Raw genomic sequence first — 17,615 nt, 5'->3', positions numbered from 1 at the left:
CCTGGTGGCCGAGCACGATGGCATGATCGTCGGTTGCGCGGCCCTCTATCCCTTTCCCGACGAGAAGACGGGGGAGCTTGCCTGTCTCGCGGTGCATCCGGATTACCAGAACCGGGGCTACGGGGATGCCTTGCTGAAAAGGGTGGAAGCCCGCGCCCGGCGGGCGGGGCTCGAGCAGCTCTTCGTCCTCACGACCCGCACGGCCCACTGGTTTCTCGAACGGGGCTTCGTGGAGCAGGAGGTGGATGCCCTGCCGCGCCAGCGACAGGCGCTCTACAACCTGCAACGCCGCTCCAAGGTGTTCGCCAAGCGGCTCTGACCGGATCTTCACGACAGCGCCCAAGCGCGCTGCGTGCAGGACCGGCGATGGCGAGCCGATTGCCCAAGCGCATCGTGTCCTGCCGGACCAGGGCCCGGCGTTTACGGGGCCAAGCGCTTCGACGATAATGGAAGCGGACCGGCGCGGCCTGTCACATGGGTGTAATACAGGGGCCGTACCGTTTGGGAGCGTCGCGCAATGGCAAGAATCGTGAAGTGCGTCAAGCTGGGTCGGGAGGCGGAGGGGCTGGATTTTCCCCCTTATCCTGGAGAGCTCGGTAAGCGGATCTTCGAGCACGTGTCCAAGGAAGCCTGGCAGCAATGGCTGCGGCACCAGACGATGCTGGTCAACGAGAATCGGCTCAACCTGGCCGATGCCAAGGCCCGCAAGTACCTGGCGGAGCAGATGGAGAAGTATTTCTTCGGAAGCGGGGCCGACATGCCAGCCGGTTACGTGCCCCCCTCCAAGTCCAAGTAGCCACCCGTCCCTTCCCCATCCGGGCCGCTGCCCCGTGCCCGGGAGAAGGCGCGCCGCGCGGACAACATGCAAACACAGTCCAGTGGGACCCTTTGCGCCTGAGGGCTTGGCTCGCCCTCGGCCGATCCTGTGCGCAGGGCGTTCGACTCGGGGGGTCGTCGTGAACTATCTGGGCTAGTCATGGATGTCGCGCGGGGTGTTCTCCACGAGCAGTACCTCAACCGGGAGCTGCAGGTTCTGGAGTTCAACCGGCGCGTGCTGGCCCAGGCGGAGGATCCGACCACCCCCCTGCTGGAGCGCCTGCGCTTCTTGTGCATCGTCTCCTCCAACCTGGACGAGTTCTTCGAGATCCGGGTGGCTGGGCTCAAGGAGCGTATCAACGCAGAAGACCCGAGCATCGGCCCCGACGGCATGTCCGCGCGTCAGGTGTTCAAGCGGGTAGCCGAGAGCGCCCACCGGCTGGTGGAGCATCAGTACCGGCTGCTCAACGAGGAGGTGTTGCCCTTGCTCGCCCGGGAGGGCATTCACTTCCTGCGCCGCTCGAGCTGGAACGAGGCGCAGCGGGAGTGGATCCGGGCGTACTTTTTCCGCGAGCTGATGCCGGTGCTCACCCCCATCGGGCTCGATCCGGCCCATCCCTTTCCCCGGGTGCTCAACAAGAGCCTCAACTTCGCCGTGGAGCTGGCGGGGCGGGACGCCTTCGGTCGTACCTCCGGGGTCGCCATCGTGCCGGCACCGCGGGTGCTGCCGCGGGTGATCCGCCTGCCGCCCGAAGTGGCCGGTGGCGAGTACGGTTTCGTCTTTTTGTCCTCCATCCTCCACGCCCATGTGGGGGAGCTCTTCGCCGGCATGCACGTGCTCGGCTGCTACCAGTTCCGGGTTACCCGCAACTCGGACCTGTTCGTGGACGAGGAAGAGGTAAAGGACCTGCGCGCCGCCCTCCAGGGGGAGCTGGCCCACCGCCATTTCGGCGACGCGGTGCGGCTCGAGGTGGCGGACAACTGCTCCCAGGCCATGGGGGACTTCCTGCTGGAGCAGTTTCGGCTCACCCCCGACGACCTATACCAGGTGAGCGGCCCAGTGAACTTGGTTCGGCTGATGGCCATCCCCGACCAAGTGGACCGGGCAGACCTCAAGTACAAGCCCTTCCTGCCCGGGCTGCCGCGGGAGCTTTCCAGGAAGTCCGCCGACCTGTTCGCGGCGATCCGCCGCTCGGACGTGCTCCTGCACCACCCTTTCCAGTCGTTCCAACCGGTGGTGGATCTGATCGAGCAGGCGGCCGAGGATCCCCAAGTGGTCGCCATCAAGCAGACCGTCTACCGCACAGGCGCCGACTCGGCGCTGATGGAAGCCCTGGTGAACGCCGCGCGGCGCGGCAAGGAAGTCACCGCGGTGGTGGAGCTGCTCGCCCGCTTCGACGAGGAGGCCAACATGGGGTGGGCCCAGCGGCTGGAAGAGGCGGGCGCCCATGTGGTCTATGGTGTCGTGCATCACAAAACCCACGCCAAGATGGCCATGGTGGTGCGTCGGGAGGACGGAAGCTTGAGACGCTACGTGCACTTGAGCACGGGCAACTACCACGCCCGCACCGCGCGGCTCTATACCGACTTCGGGCTGTTCACCTGCAACGAGGAGATCGGCGCCGACGTGAACGACGTGTTCATGCAGCTCACCGGCCTGGGCCGGGCGGGAAAGCTCAAGCACCTGTGGCAGTCCCCTTTTACCCTGCATCAGAACGTGTTGGCCGCGATCCGCCGGGAGGCGGAGCATGCCCAGGCGGGCAGGCGCGCCCGCATCATCGCCAAGATGAACGCCCTCCTCGAGCCGACGGTGATCCAGGCCCTGTACGAAGCCTCCCGCGCGGGCGTCAAGATCGACCTCATCGTGCGCGGCGTGTGCGCGCTGCGCCCGGGCATCAAAGGGCTTTCCCACAACATCCGGGTGCGCTCCGTGATCGGCCGCTTTCTTGAGCATGACCGCATCTTTTATTTCTATAACGACGGGCAGCGGGACGTGTACCTGTCGAGCGCGGACTGGATGGAGCGCAACTTCTTCCGCCGCATCGAGATCTGTTTTCCCTTGCTCGATCCCAGACTCAAGCGGCGGGTAATCGCCGAGGGGCTCAAGCCCTACCTCAAGGACAACGTGCAGGCATGGGACATGACCGCTGAAGGTGCCTACCTGCGTCGGCGCCGCCGCCGGCCTCCTTACAGCGCCCAGGCGGCCCTGCTGGCCGAGCTGGCGGCCGTGCCCTCCGAACCCCGGCCCTGACGGGGGTGCTGCACCATGGGCGCGGGCACGGAGGTCGAGCTCAAGTTCCGGCTACCCCGGGAGGCCTGGGGGGCGCTGGTGCGCCATCGCGCCCTCCGGGAAGTGGCTTGCGGCCGGGGCCGCACCCAGCGCCTCTACAGCGTCTACTACGACACCCCGGAGCTGGCACTGGCCAAAGGCGGGATCGCCCTGCGCCTGCGGCGGGAGGGGCGGCGCTGGGTCCAGACGGTGAAGGCGCAAGGCCAAGTCTCGGGGGCGCTCCACCGGCGCAGGGAGTGGGAGACCCCGGTCTCGGCCGGCGCCCTGGACCTCGGGAAACTCGATGCGCCCGAGCTTGACGGGCTGCTGGACGCACCCGGGGTGCGGGAGCGGCTGAAGCCCGTGTTCATCACCGATTTCTTGCGCTGGCGTCTGCCCCTCGCCTTGGCCGACGGCACCCGCGCCGAGCTGGCCCTGGACCGGGGCGAGATCCGGGCGAACGGTCGCGTGCAGCCCCTGACCGAGCTGGAGTTGGAGCTGGAGGCGGGGCAGGCGCAGGGGCTGTTCGCCCTCGCCCTGGAGCTCGTCCGGGACTTGCCGCTAGAAGTGGAGGTGTTCAGCAAAGCAGAGCGGGGCTTGCGGCTCGCCCAGGACCGCGGGCCGCCGGTGGTGAAGGCGCGCACTGCGCATCTGGACCCCGAGACGCGCGTGGAGGAGGCTTTTTGCCGGGTTTTGGCGGGGTGCGTGGTGCCGCTCCAGGGCAACGTGGAGGGCATGCGCGAGGGGAAAGAGCCAGAGCACCTGCACCAGATGCGGGTGGCGCTGCGCCGGGCGCGTTCGGCCCTCGTCGCTTTTTCCCGGGTGATTCCCAAGTCCCTCACGGCACCGGTGGGAAAGGAGCTCGAGCGGCTGGCGGATGCGCTCGGACCGGCCCGGGATTGGGACGTGTTTCTTGCCGAGACCCTGCCGCCGGTCCTCGAAGCCTTTCCCGGCCACGAAGGGCTGAGGGCGCTTCGGGAGGCGGCCCAGGACCTGCGGGAAGAGGCCTATGCCCGGGCCCGGGATGCCACCCGGGGGGCTCGCTACCGCAGCCTCGTCTTGGGCATCGACGCCTGGCTCGAGGCCTGCTCCTGGCGCAAGGGCCTAAGTGAGGCGAGGCGGCAGGCCTTGCAAGGGCCGGTCGGGCCTTTCGCCCGGACGTTGCTCGCCCAGCGGCACCGGCGCTTGCTCAAGCGGGGGCGGCGCCATGCGCGCTTCCGTGCCCCCGAGCTGCATCGGCTGCGCATCGCCGGCAAAAAGCTCCGCTATGCCTGCGAGTTCTTCGCCGGCCTTTTTCCTGCCGGGCCGGCGCGTGCTTACCTGGAGGCGCTGCGGCGGCTACAGGACGTGCTGGGGGCTTTCAACGACGCAATCGTGACCGAGGCGCTGCTCCGGCAGGCGCTGGCGCGAGCCTCCGACCCCCGCCTGGCGGAGGGGGCCAGCTTGGTCAAGGAATGGAGCCGGCGGCTCGCCGCCCGGCGCCGGGAAGCGCTGCCTGAGGCCTGGGCGCGCTTTGTGGCGTGCGAGCGGTTTTGGGAATGAAACCCCCATGGGGTGAATTCGGTGGAGAGGAGTGCTCGATGGAGCTGATTCTCTGGCGTCACGCCGAGGCCGAGGAAGGCGGCGACGATCTAGCGCGGCCCCTGACCAGCAAAGGCCACAAGCAGGCCAAGCGGGTTGGTGCCTGGTTACGGGTCCGGCTTCCCGGGGATATCCGGGTGCTGACGAGCCCCGCCCGGCGCGCCCAGCAGACGGCGGCGGCGCTGACCGAACGCTTCGAGACGGTGGCCGCCATCGGGCCGGGCGCCTCTCCCGAGGCGCTGCTGGCCGCCGCCGGCTGGCCCCGGGAGGAGGGGTTGGTGGTGGTGGTGGGCCACCAGCCCACGCTGGGCCAGGCACTGGCGCGGCTTGCCGCCGGTCAGGACGCGCAATGGCGTATCAAGAAGGGCGCCCTCTGGTGGCTGCGGCTGCGTCCCCGTCCCGAGGGGGCCGAAGTGCGGGTGCGGGCGGTGATCGAACCGGATCTGGTATAGGGCCTAGGAAGCGGCGCGCAGCGCCGCTTCCTGTTCCAGCACCTCTAGGTTGAGATCTAGGTGTCTCCACTCCCGCCGCTCCTCCTCCAGGGCGCGGGCGGTGAGCGGGTTCTGGGCGAGCCAGTTCCCAGGAACGAGCACCTGGACGCCCTGTTTCGTGCGGCGTGCGTGGATGCAAGGAAGATCCACCGGCTGCCGATTGCGGTGCACGAGGGCTGCAAGCCGCAGCGCCAGTGTCTCGAGGAGCTCCGTCTCCTGGGCAAGTTGCCCCTGCATCTTTTTGAGGGAACCCCGGTGGCCCAGGACCAACTGGGACAGCCGCTCTTGCTCCCTTCTGGAAAAGCCCGGCATGTCGGCGTAGCGCAGGATGTAGGCCGAATGCTTGTGGTAGCCGCCGTGGGCCACGGAAATCCCCACCTCGTGGAGCTTCGCCGCCCAGTCGACCAGCTTGAGCTCCCCCTCCCGGTCGCAGGCGATTCCGTCCAGGAGCTCGTGGGTCAGGCAGCGCGCCAGCTTCGCCACCCGCCGGGCTTGGGGCGCGTCCACGTGGTAGCGCTGCATGAACTGGTTGACCGTCACGTCGCGCATGTCCTGGTGATGGAAGCGGCCGAGCAGGTCGTAGAGCACCCCTTCCCGCAGGGCGCCAGCGGCAGGGGTCAAGCGCCTGATGCCGAGCTCCGAGAAGACGGCGCTCAAGATCGCAAACCCGCCTGGCAGGACCGGCGCCCGGTCGGGGCGCAGGCCGGGGAGGTCCAGCTCGTGCACCGCACCCGCTTTGAGAAGGGCCTCGCGCAGCCATTCCATCCCCTCGGGGGTGATTTCAGTGCCCATGCCGGCCGCCGCCAATATGTCCCCGACGGCGCGCACGGTGCCCGAGGCGCCGTAGGCCACCTGCCAATGCCCGGCGCCGAACTCTGCGGCGAGGGTGGCGAGTTCGGCGCGGGCGGCCAGCTCCGCTTCCTTGAGCGCCGCCTTGCTGATTCTGCCGTCGGAAAAGAAGCGCAGGCTCCAGGAGACGCAGCCCATGTACAGGCTTTCCAGCTTGAGGGCCTGCCAGCGCCGGCCGATGATGAGCTCGGTGGAGCCGCCGCCGATGTCCACCACCAGGCGCTTTTCTTCGGAGACGGGCAGCTCATGGGCCACGCCCAGATAGATGAGTCGTGCCTCTTCCCGCCCGGCCACCACTTCGATGGGAAAGCCGAGGGCCTGCTGCGCGGCCCGCAAGAACTCCCCAGCGTTCTTGGCTACTCGCAGGGTGTTGGTGCCTACTGCCCGCACGGCGTGGGCAGGCAGGCCCCGCAGGCGCTCGCCGAAGCGCCGTAGGCAGGCGAGGGCCCGCTCCTGGGATGCTGGGTCGAGGCGCTTGTCGGGACCGAGTCCGGCGGCGAGCCGCACCGGCTCACGCAGGGAGTCGAGGGGGTAGAGCTGATCGCCCACGACGCGGGCGATCTGGAGCCGGAAGCTGTTGGAGCCCAGATCGACGGCAGCCAGGGTGGCGTAGCTCTCCCCCATGGCGGGACAGGCTACTGGTCCAGCGTCTCGCGCTCGATCTCTTCGATCGCCACGTGGCGCACGTCCTTGCCCTTCACCAGGTACACCACGTACTCGGCCATGTTCTTGGCGTGGTCGCCGATGCGCTCGATGGCCTTGGCGATGAACAGGATCTCCAGGGACGTGGAGATGGTGCGCGGGTCTTCCATCATGAAGGTGATCAACTGGCGCAGGATGGCGCGGAACTCGTCGTCCACCTGGACGTCGCGCTTGATCACATTCATGGCGGTGGCGACATCGAGCCGGGCGAAGGCGTCCAGGGCCTGCCGCAGCATGCCGATGGCGATGTCGGCCATGTGCCGCACTTCGCCGAAGCGCGGCATGTGCAGCCGATCGCTCTGGTAGATGAGCTTGGCCATGCGGGCGATTTTCTCCGCCTCATCGCCGATACGCTCCAGGTCGGTGATGGTCTTCACCACCGCCATCACCATGCGCAGGTCGATGGCCGCGGGCTGGCGACGAGCGATGATCTGGGAGCAGTCCTCGTCGATCTCCACCTCGAGCGCATTGACCCGGTGGTCGTCGGCGATCACCTGCTCCATCAGGTCCAGGTTGCCGGTGGTGAGGGCCTCGATGGCGCGCTGGATCTGGCTTTCCACCAGCCCGCCCATCTGCAGCACCTGGGTGCGGATCGCCTCCAGCTCCGCGTCGAACTGCTTGTAGGTGTGCTCCGATGCGCCGATTTTCGTCATGACAAAATCCCCGCTAAGGCAAAGGGAAGCTTACCGCCCCCATGTGACAGCCGTATTGCGTCACGCGGCCTCTAAGCGTTGGACGCCCTGGGCGGTGGCGAGCAGCAGCAAGTCCGCTCTACGGCGGGCGAAAATGCCGTTCGCCACCACCCCGGGGATCTGGTTGATCTCCGACTCCAGGGCCGCGGGATCGAGAATCACGAGCCCGCGCACGTCCAGGATCACGTTGCCGTTGTCGGTCATGAAACCCTGGCGCCATTCGGGGATGCCCCCCCGTTTCGCGAGCTCCCGGGCGACAAAGCTGCGCGCCATGGGAATCACTTCCACCGGCAAGGGAAACTTTCCCAGCACGTCCACCAGTTTGGATTCGTCGGCGATGCACACAAAGGTCTCAGCCACCGCCGCGACGATCTTCTCCCGGGTAAGCGCCCCGCCACCGCCCTTGATCATGGTGAGATGGCGCGTCACCTCGTCGGCCCCGTCCACGTACAGGGGTAGCGCCTCTACGCTGTTCAGATCCACCACGGGGATGCCTGCCTCCTTCAAGCGCCGCTCGGTGGCGAGCGAGCTCGCCACTGCGGCTTCGATGCGGGGCTTGAGCCGCTTGAGCTCGTCGATGAAGAAATTGACCGTCGAGCCGGTGCCCACGCCGATGACGGCGCCGTCGGGCACGAGCTTCGCCGCTTCCTGGGCGGCGGCACGCTTGAGGGCGTCTTGGGAAAGGGCGGTTTGGGTCATCCTGGGAACCTTCACGGTAGAATAGCTGCAACCGGTGGCGATTGCAAAAGCGCCGCGCTCCCCGACACCATGCCCAGATGAACGACGACTATCTCGAACGCATCCTGACGGCCCAGGTCTACGATGTGGCCCGAGAGTCCCCCTTGGAGCGGGCTAGCCTCTTGTCCGAGCGGCTGGGCAACCACCTGCTGCTCAAGCGGGAAGACATGCAGGAGATCTTCTCGTTCAAGCTGCGGGGTGCCTACAACAAGATGGTGAAGCTTCCGCCAGACCAGCTCGAGCGCGGGGTCATCGCCTCCTCGGCCGGCAACCACGCCCAGGGCGTGGCCCTGGCGGCCCAGAAGCTCGGCTGTAGAGCGGTCATCGTCATGCCCGTGACCACTCCGCCCATCAAGGTGGCGGCGGTGAGGAGCCGGGGCGCTGAGGTGGTGCTCCATGGCGACTCCTACGACGAAGCCTACGCCCGGGCCCGGGCCCTTGCCCAGGAGCACGGCTACGCCTTCGTCCATCCCTACGACGACCCGGACGTGATCGCCGGCCAGGGTACCGTCGGCATGGAAATCCTGTGGCAGCATCCCAAACCGATCCACGCCATCTTCGTGCCGGTGGGCGGCGGCGGGCTCGTCTCCGGCATCGGCACCTACGTGAAGCGGCTGCGGCCCGACATCCGTATCCTGGGCGTGGAGCCGGTGGATGCTGACGCCATGCATCGTTCCCTCAAGGCGGGGCGCCGGGTGCGCTTGGAGCAGGTGGGCTTGTTCGCTGACGGAGTGGCGGTCAAGGAAGTGGGGGAGGAGACCTTTCGCCTGTGCCGGCGCTGCGTGGACGAGGTGATCCTGGTGGACACCGATGCCATGTGCGCGGCCATCAAGGATGTCTTTGAGGACACCCGCTCCATCCTGGAGCCGGCCGGGGCGCTGGCGGTCGCTGGCGCCAAGGCCTATGTCGCGCGGGAGCGGATTCGCGGTGAGACCCTGGTGGCCATTGCCAGCGGGGCCAACATGAACTTCGACCGATTGCGTTTCGTGGCCGAGCAGGCGGAGCTGGGCGAGCAGCGGGAGGCAGTTCTGGCGGTGACCATCCCTGAGCGTCCCGGCAGCTTTCGCACCTTTTGCGCCCTGATCGGGCCGCGCAACATCACCGAGTTCAACTACCGCTACGCCGACCCCCAGGAGGCCCACGTGTTCGTGGGTGTGTCGGTGCATGACCGGGACGAGACCCGGGAGCTCGTGCGTACCCTGGAGGCTCACGGCCTCAAGACGCTCGATCTGTCTGACAACGAGATGGCCAAGCTCCACATCCGCCACCTGGTAGGGGGGCACGCCCCGGTGGTGGACAACGAAATCCTCTATCGTTTCGAGTTTCCCGAGCGGCCGGGGGCGCTCATGAAGTTCCTGAACAGCATGGGACGCACCTGGAACATCACCCTGTTCCACTACCGCAACCACGGCGCCGACTATGGGCGGGTGCTGGTGGGGATGCAGGTACCGCCCGAGGAAAAAGGCGCTTTCCGTGCTTTCCTGGACCAGCTCGGCTACCGCTATTGGAACGAGAGCGACAACCCGGCCTATCGGCTGTTCCTCGGCTGAGCCTCGCAAGCCCATGGACATCCGCCCCCTGAACGATTCCGTCGCCTCGCCCCTCCAACGGACGGAAGCCCTGGGGCGGAGGATGGCATGAAACGGCACGGGCGGCAGCCCCTATGGGGCACGCGCTGGCGTGTGGGGGCGGCCGCGTTGCTGCTCGTGGGCGAGTTCTTTGCCCTGCCTGCCCGAGCGGGAGGTGATGAGGACTTCATGGCGGCGCGGGAGGCGTTCCGCACGGGGAACGCTGCGCGGCTCGCCCAGCTCAGCGCCAGGCTGAAAGACCACGTCCTCTATCCCTACGTGGCCTATTACCGCCTGCGCATGGGTCTGGAGCAGGCGAGCGCCGAACAAGTCCAGGCGTTCATCGAGACCTACCGAGATTCCGCCGTCTCCCGGCGGCTACAGGCCGACTGGCTGCGGCTGCTGGGAGAGAAGGGGCGCTGGGAACAATTCCGCCGCGAGTACGCCCGCTACGACGGGGACGAGATCGATTTGCGCTGCTACGCCTTCCAGGCCGCCCTGCGCGCCGAGGGACTCGAGGCGCTGCGGGAGGCGAAGCCCCTGTGGTTCACCGCCCGGGAGATGCCCGACGCCTGCGTTCCCGTGTTCGAAGCCCTGGTCGCCAGCGGCCTCCTGACGGAGGAGGACATCTGGGCCCGGATGAGGCTCGCCCTGGCGGCGGGCAAGACCTCGCTTGCCACCGCGATCGGCGCCTACTTGCCCGCGGGGCGGGGGATTTCCGCCAAGACGTTGAGGGCGGTGGCAGAGCAGCCCGAGCGCCACGTCCAGCGCCTCGGGACGCGCACCGCCCGCCGGGCCGACCGGGAGCTCACCCTCTTTGCTCTGCAGCGACTCGCCCGCATCGATCCCGCCCATGCGGCGGGTTACTGGAGGCGGCTCGAGTCCGAGTTTCCCGTGGAGGACCGCCAGTTTCTGTGGGGTCAGCTGGGCCGGGCGGCCGCCCTGGCCCATCGCGCCGAAGCCCTCGCCTATTTCCAAGAGGCCGGCGCCCTGGAGGGCCAGGACGACCTCCTCGCCTGGAAGGCCCGGGCAGCGTTGCGGGCCCAGGTCTGGCCCGCGGTATTGGAGGCGATCGAGGCCATGTCGCCAGCCGGGCAGGCACAGGCCGCTTGGCAGTACTGGCGGGCCAGGGCGCTCCAGCAGCTGAAACGGGAGGCGGAGGCCGCGCAGGTCCTCGCACGCCTCGCCGGGGAGCACGGCTACTATGGGTTGCTCGCCGCGGAAGCCCTGGGCCGCGGGCTTTCCCTAGAGGCGCCCGCCTACCGTCCGACCCAGGCCGAGGTGGCGGCGATCGAGCGGCTGCCCGGCATCCGCCGGGCGCTTGCCCTGTTAAGCCTCGAGCAGCGCATTGATGGGACCCGGGAGTGGGACCACGCGATCCGGGATTTCGACGATCGCCAGCTCCTGGCAGCGGCGGAGCTCGCCCGCCAGCGCGGCTTGTGGGAGCGGGCCATCCATACGGCCGAGCGCACCCGCAAGGAGCATGACCTGAGCCTGCGGTACATTGCGCCGTACCGGGACAAGCTCGAACAAGTGGCCCGGGAAATGGGCTTAGAGGAAGCCTGGGTGTACGGCCTGATTCGCCAGGAAAGCCGCTTCCTGCCCAACGCCCGCTCGAGCGCCGGGGCGTCGGGGCTCATGCAGCTCATGCCGGGAACCGCCCGCTGGGTGGCGCAACAGCTGGGAATCAAGTCCTACCGCCAGGCCCTGGCGGGGGAGATCGAGATCAACCTGACCCTGGGGATGTATTACCTCAAGCACGTGTCCGAGCGGCTCGACGGCCATCCGGTGCTCGCCTCCGCCGCGTACAACGCGGGGCCGCGTCGCGCCCAGGGCTGGCGCAGCGAGCAGCCCATGGAAGGGGCGATCTACGCCGAGACCATCCCGTTCAACGAGACGCGGGGCTACGTCCAGAAGGTGATGGCCAATACCCAGTACTATGCGGCGCTCCTGGGCCGGGGGGGCCTGCCCCTGCTCCAGCGCCTCGGCACCATTCCGCCCAAGGGGACTTCAGACCCCTCGGTGTCGGGGGAGGAGCCTTGAAGCGCTGACGTTAGTACAATTTCGCTTTTTTCGCTTCCTCTTCCATGTCTGATGCAAACAACATGAAACTGGAAAAGGTGTGCGTGATCGGCGGCGGCGGCTTCGTCGGCCGGCACATCGTTCATCTGCTGGCGGCCGAGGAGATCCAGGTGCGGGTGCCCACCCGGCGGCGGGAACGGGTCAAGGACGAGCTGATCCTGCTTCCCACGGTGGACGTGGTGGAGGCGGACGTACATGATCCGGCCACCCTCGAGCGCCTGATCGCGGGCAGCGACGCGGTGATCAACCTGGTGGGCATCCTGCACGAGGCACGGCGCGGGGACTTCCAGCGGGTGCACGTGGAGCTGCCGGCCAGAATCATGGAAGCGTGCCGGCTCAATGGCGTCAGGCGCTACCTCCACATGAGCGCTTTGAACGCAGATCCGGCGGGTCCCAGCGCCTACCTGCGCTCGAAAGGAGAGGCCGAGAAGCGGGTGCGGGGAAGCGATCTCGAGTGGACCATCTTCCGTCCTTCGGTCATTTTCGGCCGGGGGGACACGTTCCTCAGCCTGTTTGCCCGGCTGCAACGCTTCGTTCCGGTCGTCTTTCTCGCCTGCCCCGACGCCCGCTTCCAGCCGGTGTGGGTGGAGGACGTAGCGCGGGCATTCGTCCGCAGCCTGCGGGAGCGCCGCACCATAGGGCAGGCCTACGACCTGTGTGGCCCCAAGGTGTACACCTTGCGCGAGCTCGTGGCCTACGCAGGCCGGGTGAGCGGGCACCCGCGGCCCATCGTAGGGCTTCCGGATCGCCTGTCCTACTTGCAGGCGGCCCTCATGGAATGGCTGCCCGTGAAACTGCTCACGCGGGACAACTACCACTCCATGCAGGTGCCGAGCGTGTGTCGCTGCGATTTTCCCGAGGTCTTCGGCATCCGCCCGGCGGCCCTGGAGGCGATCGCTCCCGAGTATCTCGACGGATGGCATCCCCGGGCCCGCTACATGGTCTTCCGCTACCGCGCCCGGCGGTGATCCCTGAGCCCGAAGGCACGCAGGTCCCGGTGGGCGTCGGCAGATGAAGGTTTACCAAGTGGGCGGATCGGTGCGGGACGAATTGCTGGGTCTGCCCGTGCAGGACCGGGACTACGTGGTGGTGGGCGCGACCCCCGAGGCGCTCGAGCGGCTGGGCTACCGCCCCGTGGGCAAGGATTTTCCCGTCTTTCTCCATCCCGAAACCCAGGAGGAGTACGCCTTGGCGCGCACCGAGCGCAAAGTGGCGCGGGGCTACAAGGGCTTCCAGGTCTACGCCGCACCGGACGTAACCCTGGAGCAGGACCTCGCCCGGCGGGACCTCACCATCAATGCCATCGCCAAAGATGAGGCGGGAAACATCATCGATCCCTTCGGCGGCGTGGCGGATCTCAAGGCGGGCATTCTCCGTCACGTGGGACCCGCCTTCGTCGAGGATCCGGTGCGGGTTCTGCGGGTCGCCCGCTTCGCTGCCCGCTTCGGCTTCCGGGTGGCGCCGCAGACCCTGGCCCTCATGGGCGAGATGGTGAAGAACGGCGAGGTGGACCACCTGGTCCCCGAACGGGTCTGGCAGGAGCTCTCCCGCGGCCTCATGGAAAAAACCCCTTCCCGAATGTTTGACGTGCTGCGGGAGTGCGGGGCCCTCGCCCGAATCCTGCCGGAGGTGGACGCCCTGTTCGGTGTGCCTCAGCCCGCGGAGCATCACCCGGAAGTGGACACGGGGCTACACACCATGATGGTGATCGACCAGGCGGCCGCCCGGGGATATCGTCTGCCGGTGCGCTTCGCTGCCCTCACCCACGATCTGGGCAAGGCCCTAACGCCCCGGGTCGAGTGGCCCCACCACTACGGCCACGAGGCAAAGGGCGCGAAGCTCGTGCAGCAGCTCGCCGAGCGCTTGCGGGTGCCCACCGATTGTCGGGAGCTGGCGGTGCTCGCTGCTCGCCACCATGGCACGGTGCATCGGGCCTTGGAGTTGAAGCCCGCCACCCTGCTCGATCTGCTCCAGGCCACTGACGCCTTCCGTCGGCCGGAGCGCTTCGAGGCCCTGCTTGAGGCCTGCGCGGCGGACTTCCACGGCCGGCCTGGCTACGCCGAGCGCCCCTATCCCCAAGCGGAGCGGCTGCGCTTGGCCCTCGCCGCCGCCGCCGGCGTGGACGCCGGGGCCATTGCGCGGGCGGAAGGCGAGGCGGGGAAGATCGGCGAGCGGCTGCGCCAAGCGCGGCTCCGTGCCATCCGCGCGGCCCTAGCGGGCGAGCCGCCCCTCAGGTCAACAAAAACACCAGCAGGGTGAGCAGCAGGGACAGGAGGACGGTGGAGCTGAAAGGGAAATGGTACTCCCGCCCGTTGTGTTTAACGCGCAGATCCCCGGGCAGCTGCCCCAGACCCAAGCGGGCGAGGAGAGGCGTGAGCGCTCCCAATAGGGCAAGGGCGACGATCAGGGTGAGCAGCCATTTCAGCATGGGGTATTCCCGGGCCTCGAGTTTGGACTATGGTAGTGAGTTCGAGGAAAATGCGCATCCGCCATCGACTCTTTCGACCCAGACCAAGTCTCTATGATCCATCTCTACACCTGGCGCACGCCCAATGGGCGCAAGGTTTCCATCCTGCTGGAAGAGACGGGCTTGCCCTATACCGTGCATCCCGTGAACATCGGCGAGGGCGAGCAGTTCAAGCCGGAGTTCCTCGCCTTAAATCCCAATGGCAAGATCCCGGCCATCGTGGACGAGGATGGCCCCGGCGGAGGGGCTTTTTCCCTGTTCGAGTCGGGCGCCATCCTGATTTACCTGGCGGAGAAGAGCGGGATGTTTCTCCCCTCGGCACCCCGCAGCCGCTACTCGGTGCTGCAATGGCTCATGTTCCAGATGGGGGGCGTGGGCCCCTTCTTTGGCCAGGCGCACCATTTCCTGCGCTATGCCCCCGAGCCGATCCCCTATGCCATGGAACGCTATCGCAAGGAAACGCGGCGGCTCTACGGCGTGATGGACGGGGAGCTCGCTAAGCGGGCCTACCTGGCGGGCGAAGCGTATACCATCGCGGACATTGCCACCTATCCCTGGGTGGCGCGCCACGAGTGGCACCAGGTGGAGCTTGGCGATTTCCCCCACGTGAAGCGCTGGTTCGACGCCATCAGCGCTCGGCCGGCGGTGCAGCGGGGGATGAAGGTGCCTGCCTGAGGCCCAGAAATCGGGAAGGCCACCGAGGCAACCCGCCAGGTTTGCCTCGGTTTGGCCGTGCTTGCGCGCTCCCTCAGGAGGCGGGTTTTTCCTCCTTCTTGGGTTTCTTCTTGGCCGCCTTCTTTTTGTGGGCCTTCTGTTCCCCCGGCGCGGCTGCTTTTTCGGCCTTCTTCTCCTCCTTGTATTCCATCTTCTGCTCCCTCGTTTGGGCCCGCTCCGGTTGCGCCGGCGTTGCTGGCGTCGCGGGTGTGGCCGGTTGCGCGGGCTGTTGCTCCTTGGACGCCGGGCTTGCCGGCGTCGCGGGTGTGGCCGGCGTGGCCTGGGCAAGGGCGAGGCCCGGTGCGACGGTGAGGAGGATGGTGGCGGCGATGCGATGCAAGGCGTGCATGATGTTTCCTTTTCGAATGGCGTGGACGACCCACGTGCCTTCAATTAACGCGAGCGGGTCTTTCTCGTTGACCGTGCCGGCCCAAGGAAAAAGCCCCACCGAGCGATGCCCGGCGGGGCCTGGGAAGTGGCCTGAGTCTGATTGCGCTCAGGCGGCTTTCTTCTTGGCCGCTTCGGCCTTGGCGGCGAAGGCCGTCACGTTGGCTTCGGCGAGCTCGGCCACCTGCTTGGCCGCCTTCGACAAAGTGTCGTAGGCGGTGGTGGTCGCGGCCACTGCCGACTTCACGGCGGCCACCGCCGCCTCAGCGCCGATGCCGGCAGGGGCGGTCTTCGCGGCCTGCTCGAAAGCGGCGATCAGCGCCTGGTTGGCTTCTGCGATGCGCTCTTCCGCAAGTTTGGCGAGTTCCGTCTGGGTCTGCACAGCCACCTCGTACACGCCGCGGGCGAAGGCCGTCGCCTTTTCCAGCTGCGGCTCCGCGATAGCGGTGTGCGCGGCCACCAGGTCCTTGACGTCCTTGACCTCGATCCAGGTCTTGGCCGCCCGGGCCCCCTCCGCGATCGCGGTCTTGGCCGCCGAAAGATTGAGTTCCACCAGGCGCTCTGCCCCGGCAAGGGCAATGTTGGCCGCTTGGACGGCGGTTTCCAAGTGGGCGCGGTTCAGCGCCACGATTTTGTCTGCTACGTTCACCATGCAAATCTCCTTCGTTGATAGGTCTGCGTCCTCTACCTGCTCCGACGCAGCCCACGGTTGTAATGCTGCATCGCAACAATCGCCATTGTACCGAAGATCCGAGAAAAGTCAAGGAATATTTGTGCGACGCACAAGAGTACTGCAGGGAAAAGCAAACCGCCAAAACTTCAGCGGCTTAGGCTTCGACGGCAAGCCCGGGCACCAGCACCGCCGCCCCCTGGAGACGCCCCTGGCGGAGCCTCGCCAGGGCTTCGTTGGCTTGTTCCAGGGGCAGGGGCGTGGCGTGGGTGCGCACCGGCACTTTCGGCGCCAGGGCAAGAAAGGCTTCCGCATCCCGGCGAGTCAAGTTGGCCACCGACTGGATGCGCCGCTCACCCCACAGGATCCGATAGGGGAAGCGGGGGATGTCGCTCATATGGATCCCAGCGCACACTACCGTTCCTCCCTTGACCACGGCCTGAAGGGCGGCGGGCACCAAGGCCCCGACGGGGGCGAAGAGCAGGGCCGCGTCCAGGGGCGCCGGGGGCATCTCTCCGGCAGCCCCCGCCCACACGGCCCCCAGGGCAAGGGCGAAACGCTGGCTCTCCTCGTCATCGGGGCGGGTGAAGGCATAGACCTCCCGACCCTGGTGGCGAGCCACCTGGGCGATCAGGTGGGCCGCGGCACCGAAGCCATAGAGCCCGAGGCGTCGGGCCTCGCCCGCCATCTCTAGAGCCCGGTAGCCGATAAGCCCGGCGCAGAGCAGGGGCGCCGCCTCTACCTCCGAGTATTCCGGGGGGAGGGGGAAGCAATAGCGCTCGTCGGCCACGGTATACTCGGCATACCCCCCGTCCAATTGATACCCGGTGAACCGCGCCTCATCGCACAGGTTCTCCTGGCCGCGGCGGCAGTAGGCACACGCTCCGCAGGTAAAGCCGAGCCAGGGGATGCCGACCCGCTGGCCCAGTGTGAAGCGCTCGACACCCTTGCCCAAGGCTTCGACAGTGCCCACGATCTCATGCCCCGGAATGAGGGGGAGCTTCGGGTCGGGCAATTCCCCGTCCACCACGTGCAGGTCCGTCCGGCAGACGCCACACGCTTGTATGCGTACGAGAATTTCCCCCGGTCCGGGTTCAGGGATCGGCAGCTCCACCGGGACCAGCGGATGGCCTGGGATTTGCAATTGCATTCCATGCATTTTGCCGCTGCGGTCCCTTTGCCCCATATGCGCCCTCCTTCCTGGCTGACGTTGAAGATCTTAGGCGCCCAACCCTCCGAGCGCCAAGCGCTTGCCGGGAAAGGTTCGGCCCGGGACGCAGGGGGGCCGTTTTGGGCCGAAGAGGTCGAAGAGAGGCTCCATAACCTGCACCGGCTCTACCTCACCCTGATCCACACCAACCAGCTTATCGTCCGGGCTCGGGACCCAGACACCCTGTTTCGGGAGATCTGCCGCATCGCCGTGGAACACGGGGGAATGAGGCTTGCTTGGGTAGGACTCCTGGATCCCGTTTCGGGCGAGGTGCGACCGGTGGCCCAGGCTGGCGAGGGCGCCGGCGTCCTGGATCCGGTGCGCTTCCCCGTCGAGGCCTGCCGACCGGCGGGGAAGGGACTCGGTGCCGCGTTGCGAG

17 protein-coding genes and 1 pseudogene are annotated in these 17,615 nt (G+C 67.4%); 11 read left to right on the top strand and 7 right to left on the bottom strand.

Features of this window, described 5'->3' with window-relative positions:
* The 5 genes from V7Q81_RS08765 to V7Q81_RS08745 all read left to right on the top strand — a co-directional run.
* Window positions 1–319, top strand: a 319-nt coding sequence (locus V7Q81_RS08765; protein ID WP_333842166.1) for a GNAT family N-acetyltransferase, incomplete at its 5' end; no start/stop codon positions are given.
* Window positions 320–517: 198 nt separating this feature from the next.
* Window positions 518–796 carry an oxidative damage protection protein gene (locus tag V7Q81_RS08760; RefSeq protein WP_333842163.1) on the top strand — a complete coding sequence of 93 codons (279 nt, stop codon included), beginning with the start codon at window positions 518–520 and terminating at the stop codon, window positions 794–796.
* 180 nt (window positions 797–976) lie between these two features.
* On the top strand, window positions 977–3,067 hold the full coding sequence (ppk1, locus tag V7Q81_RS08755) for a polyphosphate kinase 1 (RefSeq protein WP_333842160.1): 2,091 nt from the start codon (window positions 977–979) through the stop codon (window positions 3,065–3,067).
* A gap of 15 nt (window positions 3,068–3,082) precedes the next feature.
* Window positions 3,083–4,627: a CYTH and CHAD domain-containing protein gene (locus tag V7Q81_RS08750; RefSeq protein ID WP_333842158.1), complete on the top strand. Its 1,545-nt coding sequence runs from the start codon at window positions 3,083–3,085 to the stop codon at window positions 4,625–4,627.
* 38 nt (window positions 4,628–4,665) lie between these two features.
* Window positions 4,666–5,118, top strand: a complete 453-nt coding sequence (locus V7Q81_RS08745; protein ID WP_333842156.1) for a SixA phosphatase family protein — start codon at window positions 4,666–4,668, stop codon at window positions 5,116–5,118.
* Between the two features lie 3 nt (window positions 5,119–5,121).
* Here V7Q81_RS08745 and ppx read toward each other — a convergent pair whose 3' ends face one another.
* From ppx to rpiA, 3 genes are read right to left on the bottom strand one after another with little or no spacing between them, the layout of a single operon-like run.
* Window positions 5,122–6,630 (bottom strand): exopolyphosphatase, encoded by a 1,509-nt coding sequence (gene ppx / locus V7Q81_RS08740; RefSeq protein WP_333842153.1) that lies wholly within the window; start codon window positions 6,628–6,630, stop codon window positions 5,122–5,124.
* A gap of 11 nt (window positions 6,631–6,641) precedes the next feature.
* Window positions 6,642–7,361, bottom strand: coding sequence for a phosphate signaling complex protein PhoU (phoU, locus tag V7Q81_RS08735; RefSeq protein WP_442954797.1), 720 nt, complete (start codon window positions 7,359–7,361; stop codon window positions 6,642–6,644).
* A gap of 60 nt (window positions 7,362–7,421) precedes the next feature.
* Window positions 7,422–8,099: a ribose-5-phosphate isomerase RpiA gene (gene rpiA / locus V7Q81_RS08730; RefSeq protein ID WP_333842150.1), complete on the bottom strand. Its 678-nt coding sequence runs from the start codon at window positions 8,097–8,099 to the stop codon at window positions 7,422–7,424.
* Between the two features lie 41 nt (window positions 8,100–8,140).
* Between rpiA and ilvA the strand changes: the two genes are divergently transcribed.
* The 4 genes from ilvA (at window position 8,141) to V7Q81_RS08710 (ending at window position 14,047) form a co-directional block, all read left to right on the top strand.
* Entirely contained in the window at window positions 8,141–9,688 is a 1,548-nt protein-coding gene (gene ilvA, locus V7Q81_RS08725; protein ID WP_333842148.1) for a threonine ammonia-lyase, biosynthetic, read from the top strand.
* Window positions 9,689–9,775: 87 nt separating this feature from the next.
* Window positions 9,776–11,749: a lytic transglycosylase domain-containing protein gene (locus V7Q81_RS08720; protein WP_333842145.1), complete on the top strand. Its 1,974-nt coding sequence runs from the start codon at window positions 9,776–9,778 to the stop codon at window positions 11,747–11,749.
* A gap of 62 nt (window positions 11,750–11,811) precedes the next feature.
* Complete coding sequence (locus V7Q81_RS08715; RefSeq protein WP_333842143.1) at window positions 11,812–12,756, top strand: complex I NDUFA9 subunit family protein; 945 nt, start codon at window positions 11,812–11,814, stop codon at window positions 12,754–12,756.
* Between the two features lie 43 nt (window positions 12,757–12,799).
* Window positions 12,800–14,047, top strand: a complete 1,248-nt coding sequence (locus V7Q81_RS08710) for a multifunctional CCA addition/repair protein (protein ID WP_333842139.1) — start codon at window positions 12,800–12,802, stop codon at window positions 14,045–14,047.
* Here the strand turns inward: V7Q81_RS08710 and V7Q81_RS08705 are convergent.
* A complete protein-coding gene (locus V7Q81_RS08705) occupies window positions 14,019–14,216 on the bottom strand; it encodes a DUF2905 domain-containing protein (RefSeq protein ID WP_333842137.1) in 198 nt (65 codons plus the stop codon). The genes V7Q81_RS08710 and V7Q81_RS08705 overlap by 29 nt on opposite strands.
* Before the next feature lie 93 nt (window positions 14,217–14,309).
* Here V7Q81_RS08705 and V7Q81_RS08700 point away from each other — a divergent pair, with 93 nt between their 5' ends.
* Complete coding sequence (locus V7Q81_RS08700) at window positions 14,310–14,930, top strand: glutathione S-transferase family protein (protein ID WP_333842135.1); 621 nt, start codon at window positions 14,310–14,312, stop codon at window positions 14,928–14,930.
* Between the two features lie 73 nt (window positions 14,931–15,003).
* Here the strand turns inward: V7Q81_RS08700 and V7Q81_RS08695 are convergent, their stop codons facing one another.
* The 3 genes from V7Q81_RS08695 to V7Q81_RS08685 form a co-directional block, all read right to left on the bottom strand.
* Window positions 15,004–15,318 carry a hypothetical protein gene (locus V7Q81_RS08695; protein WP_333842133.1) on the bottom strand — a complete coding sequence of 105 codons (315 nt, stop codon included), beginning with the start codon at window positions 15,316–15,318 and terminating at the stop codon, window positions 15,004–15,006.
* A 147-nt stretch (window positions 15,319–15,465) separates the two neighbouring features.
* The gene (locus V7Q81_RS08690) at window positions 15,466–16,008 is read right to left on the bottom strand and encodes a phasin family protein (RefSeq protein ID WP_333842131.1); all 543 of its coding nucleotides are present in this window, start codon (window positions 16,006–16,008) and stop codon (window positions 15,466–15,468) included.
* Window positions 16,009–16,183: 175 nt separating this feature from the next.
* Window positions 16,184–17,185, bottom strand: a complete 1,002-nt coding sequence (locus V7Q81_RS08685) for a zinc-dependent alcohol dehydrogenase family protein (RefSeq protein WP_333842168.1) — start codon at window positions 17,183–17,185, stop codon at window positions 16,184–16,186.
* Between the two features lie 51 nt (window positions 17,186–17,236).
* Between V7Q81_RS08685 and V7Q81_RS08680 the strand changes: the two are divergent.
* Window positions 17,237–17,615: pseudogene (locus V7Q81_RS08680) on the top strand (hypothetical protein); the annotation flags it as partial.

This window comes from Pelomicrobium sp. (assembly GCF_036803785.1).
Classification (GTDB): Bacteria; Pseudomonadota; Gammaproteobacteria; order Burkholderiales; family UBA6910; genus Pelomicrobium.
Note: the sequence above shows the minus strand (reverse complement) of the source record. Positions and strands in the feature narration are given on the sequence as shown.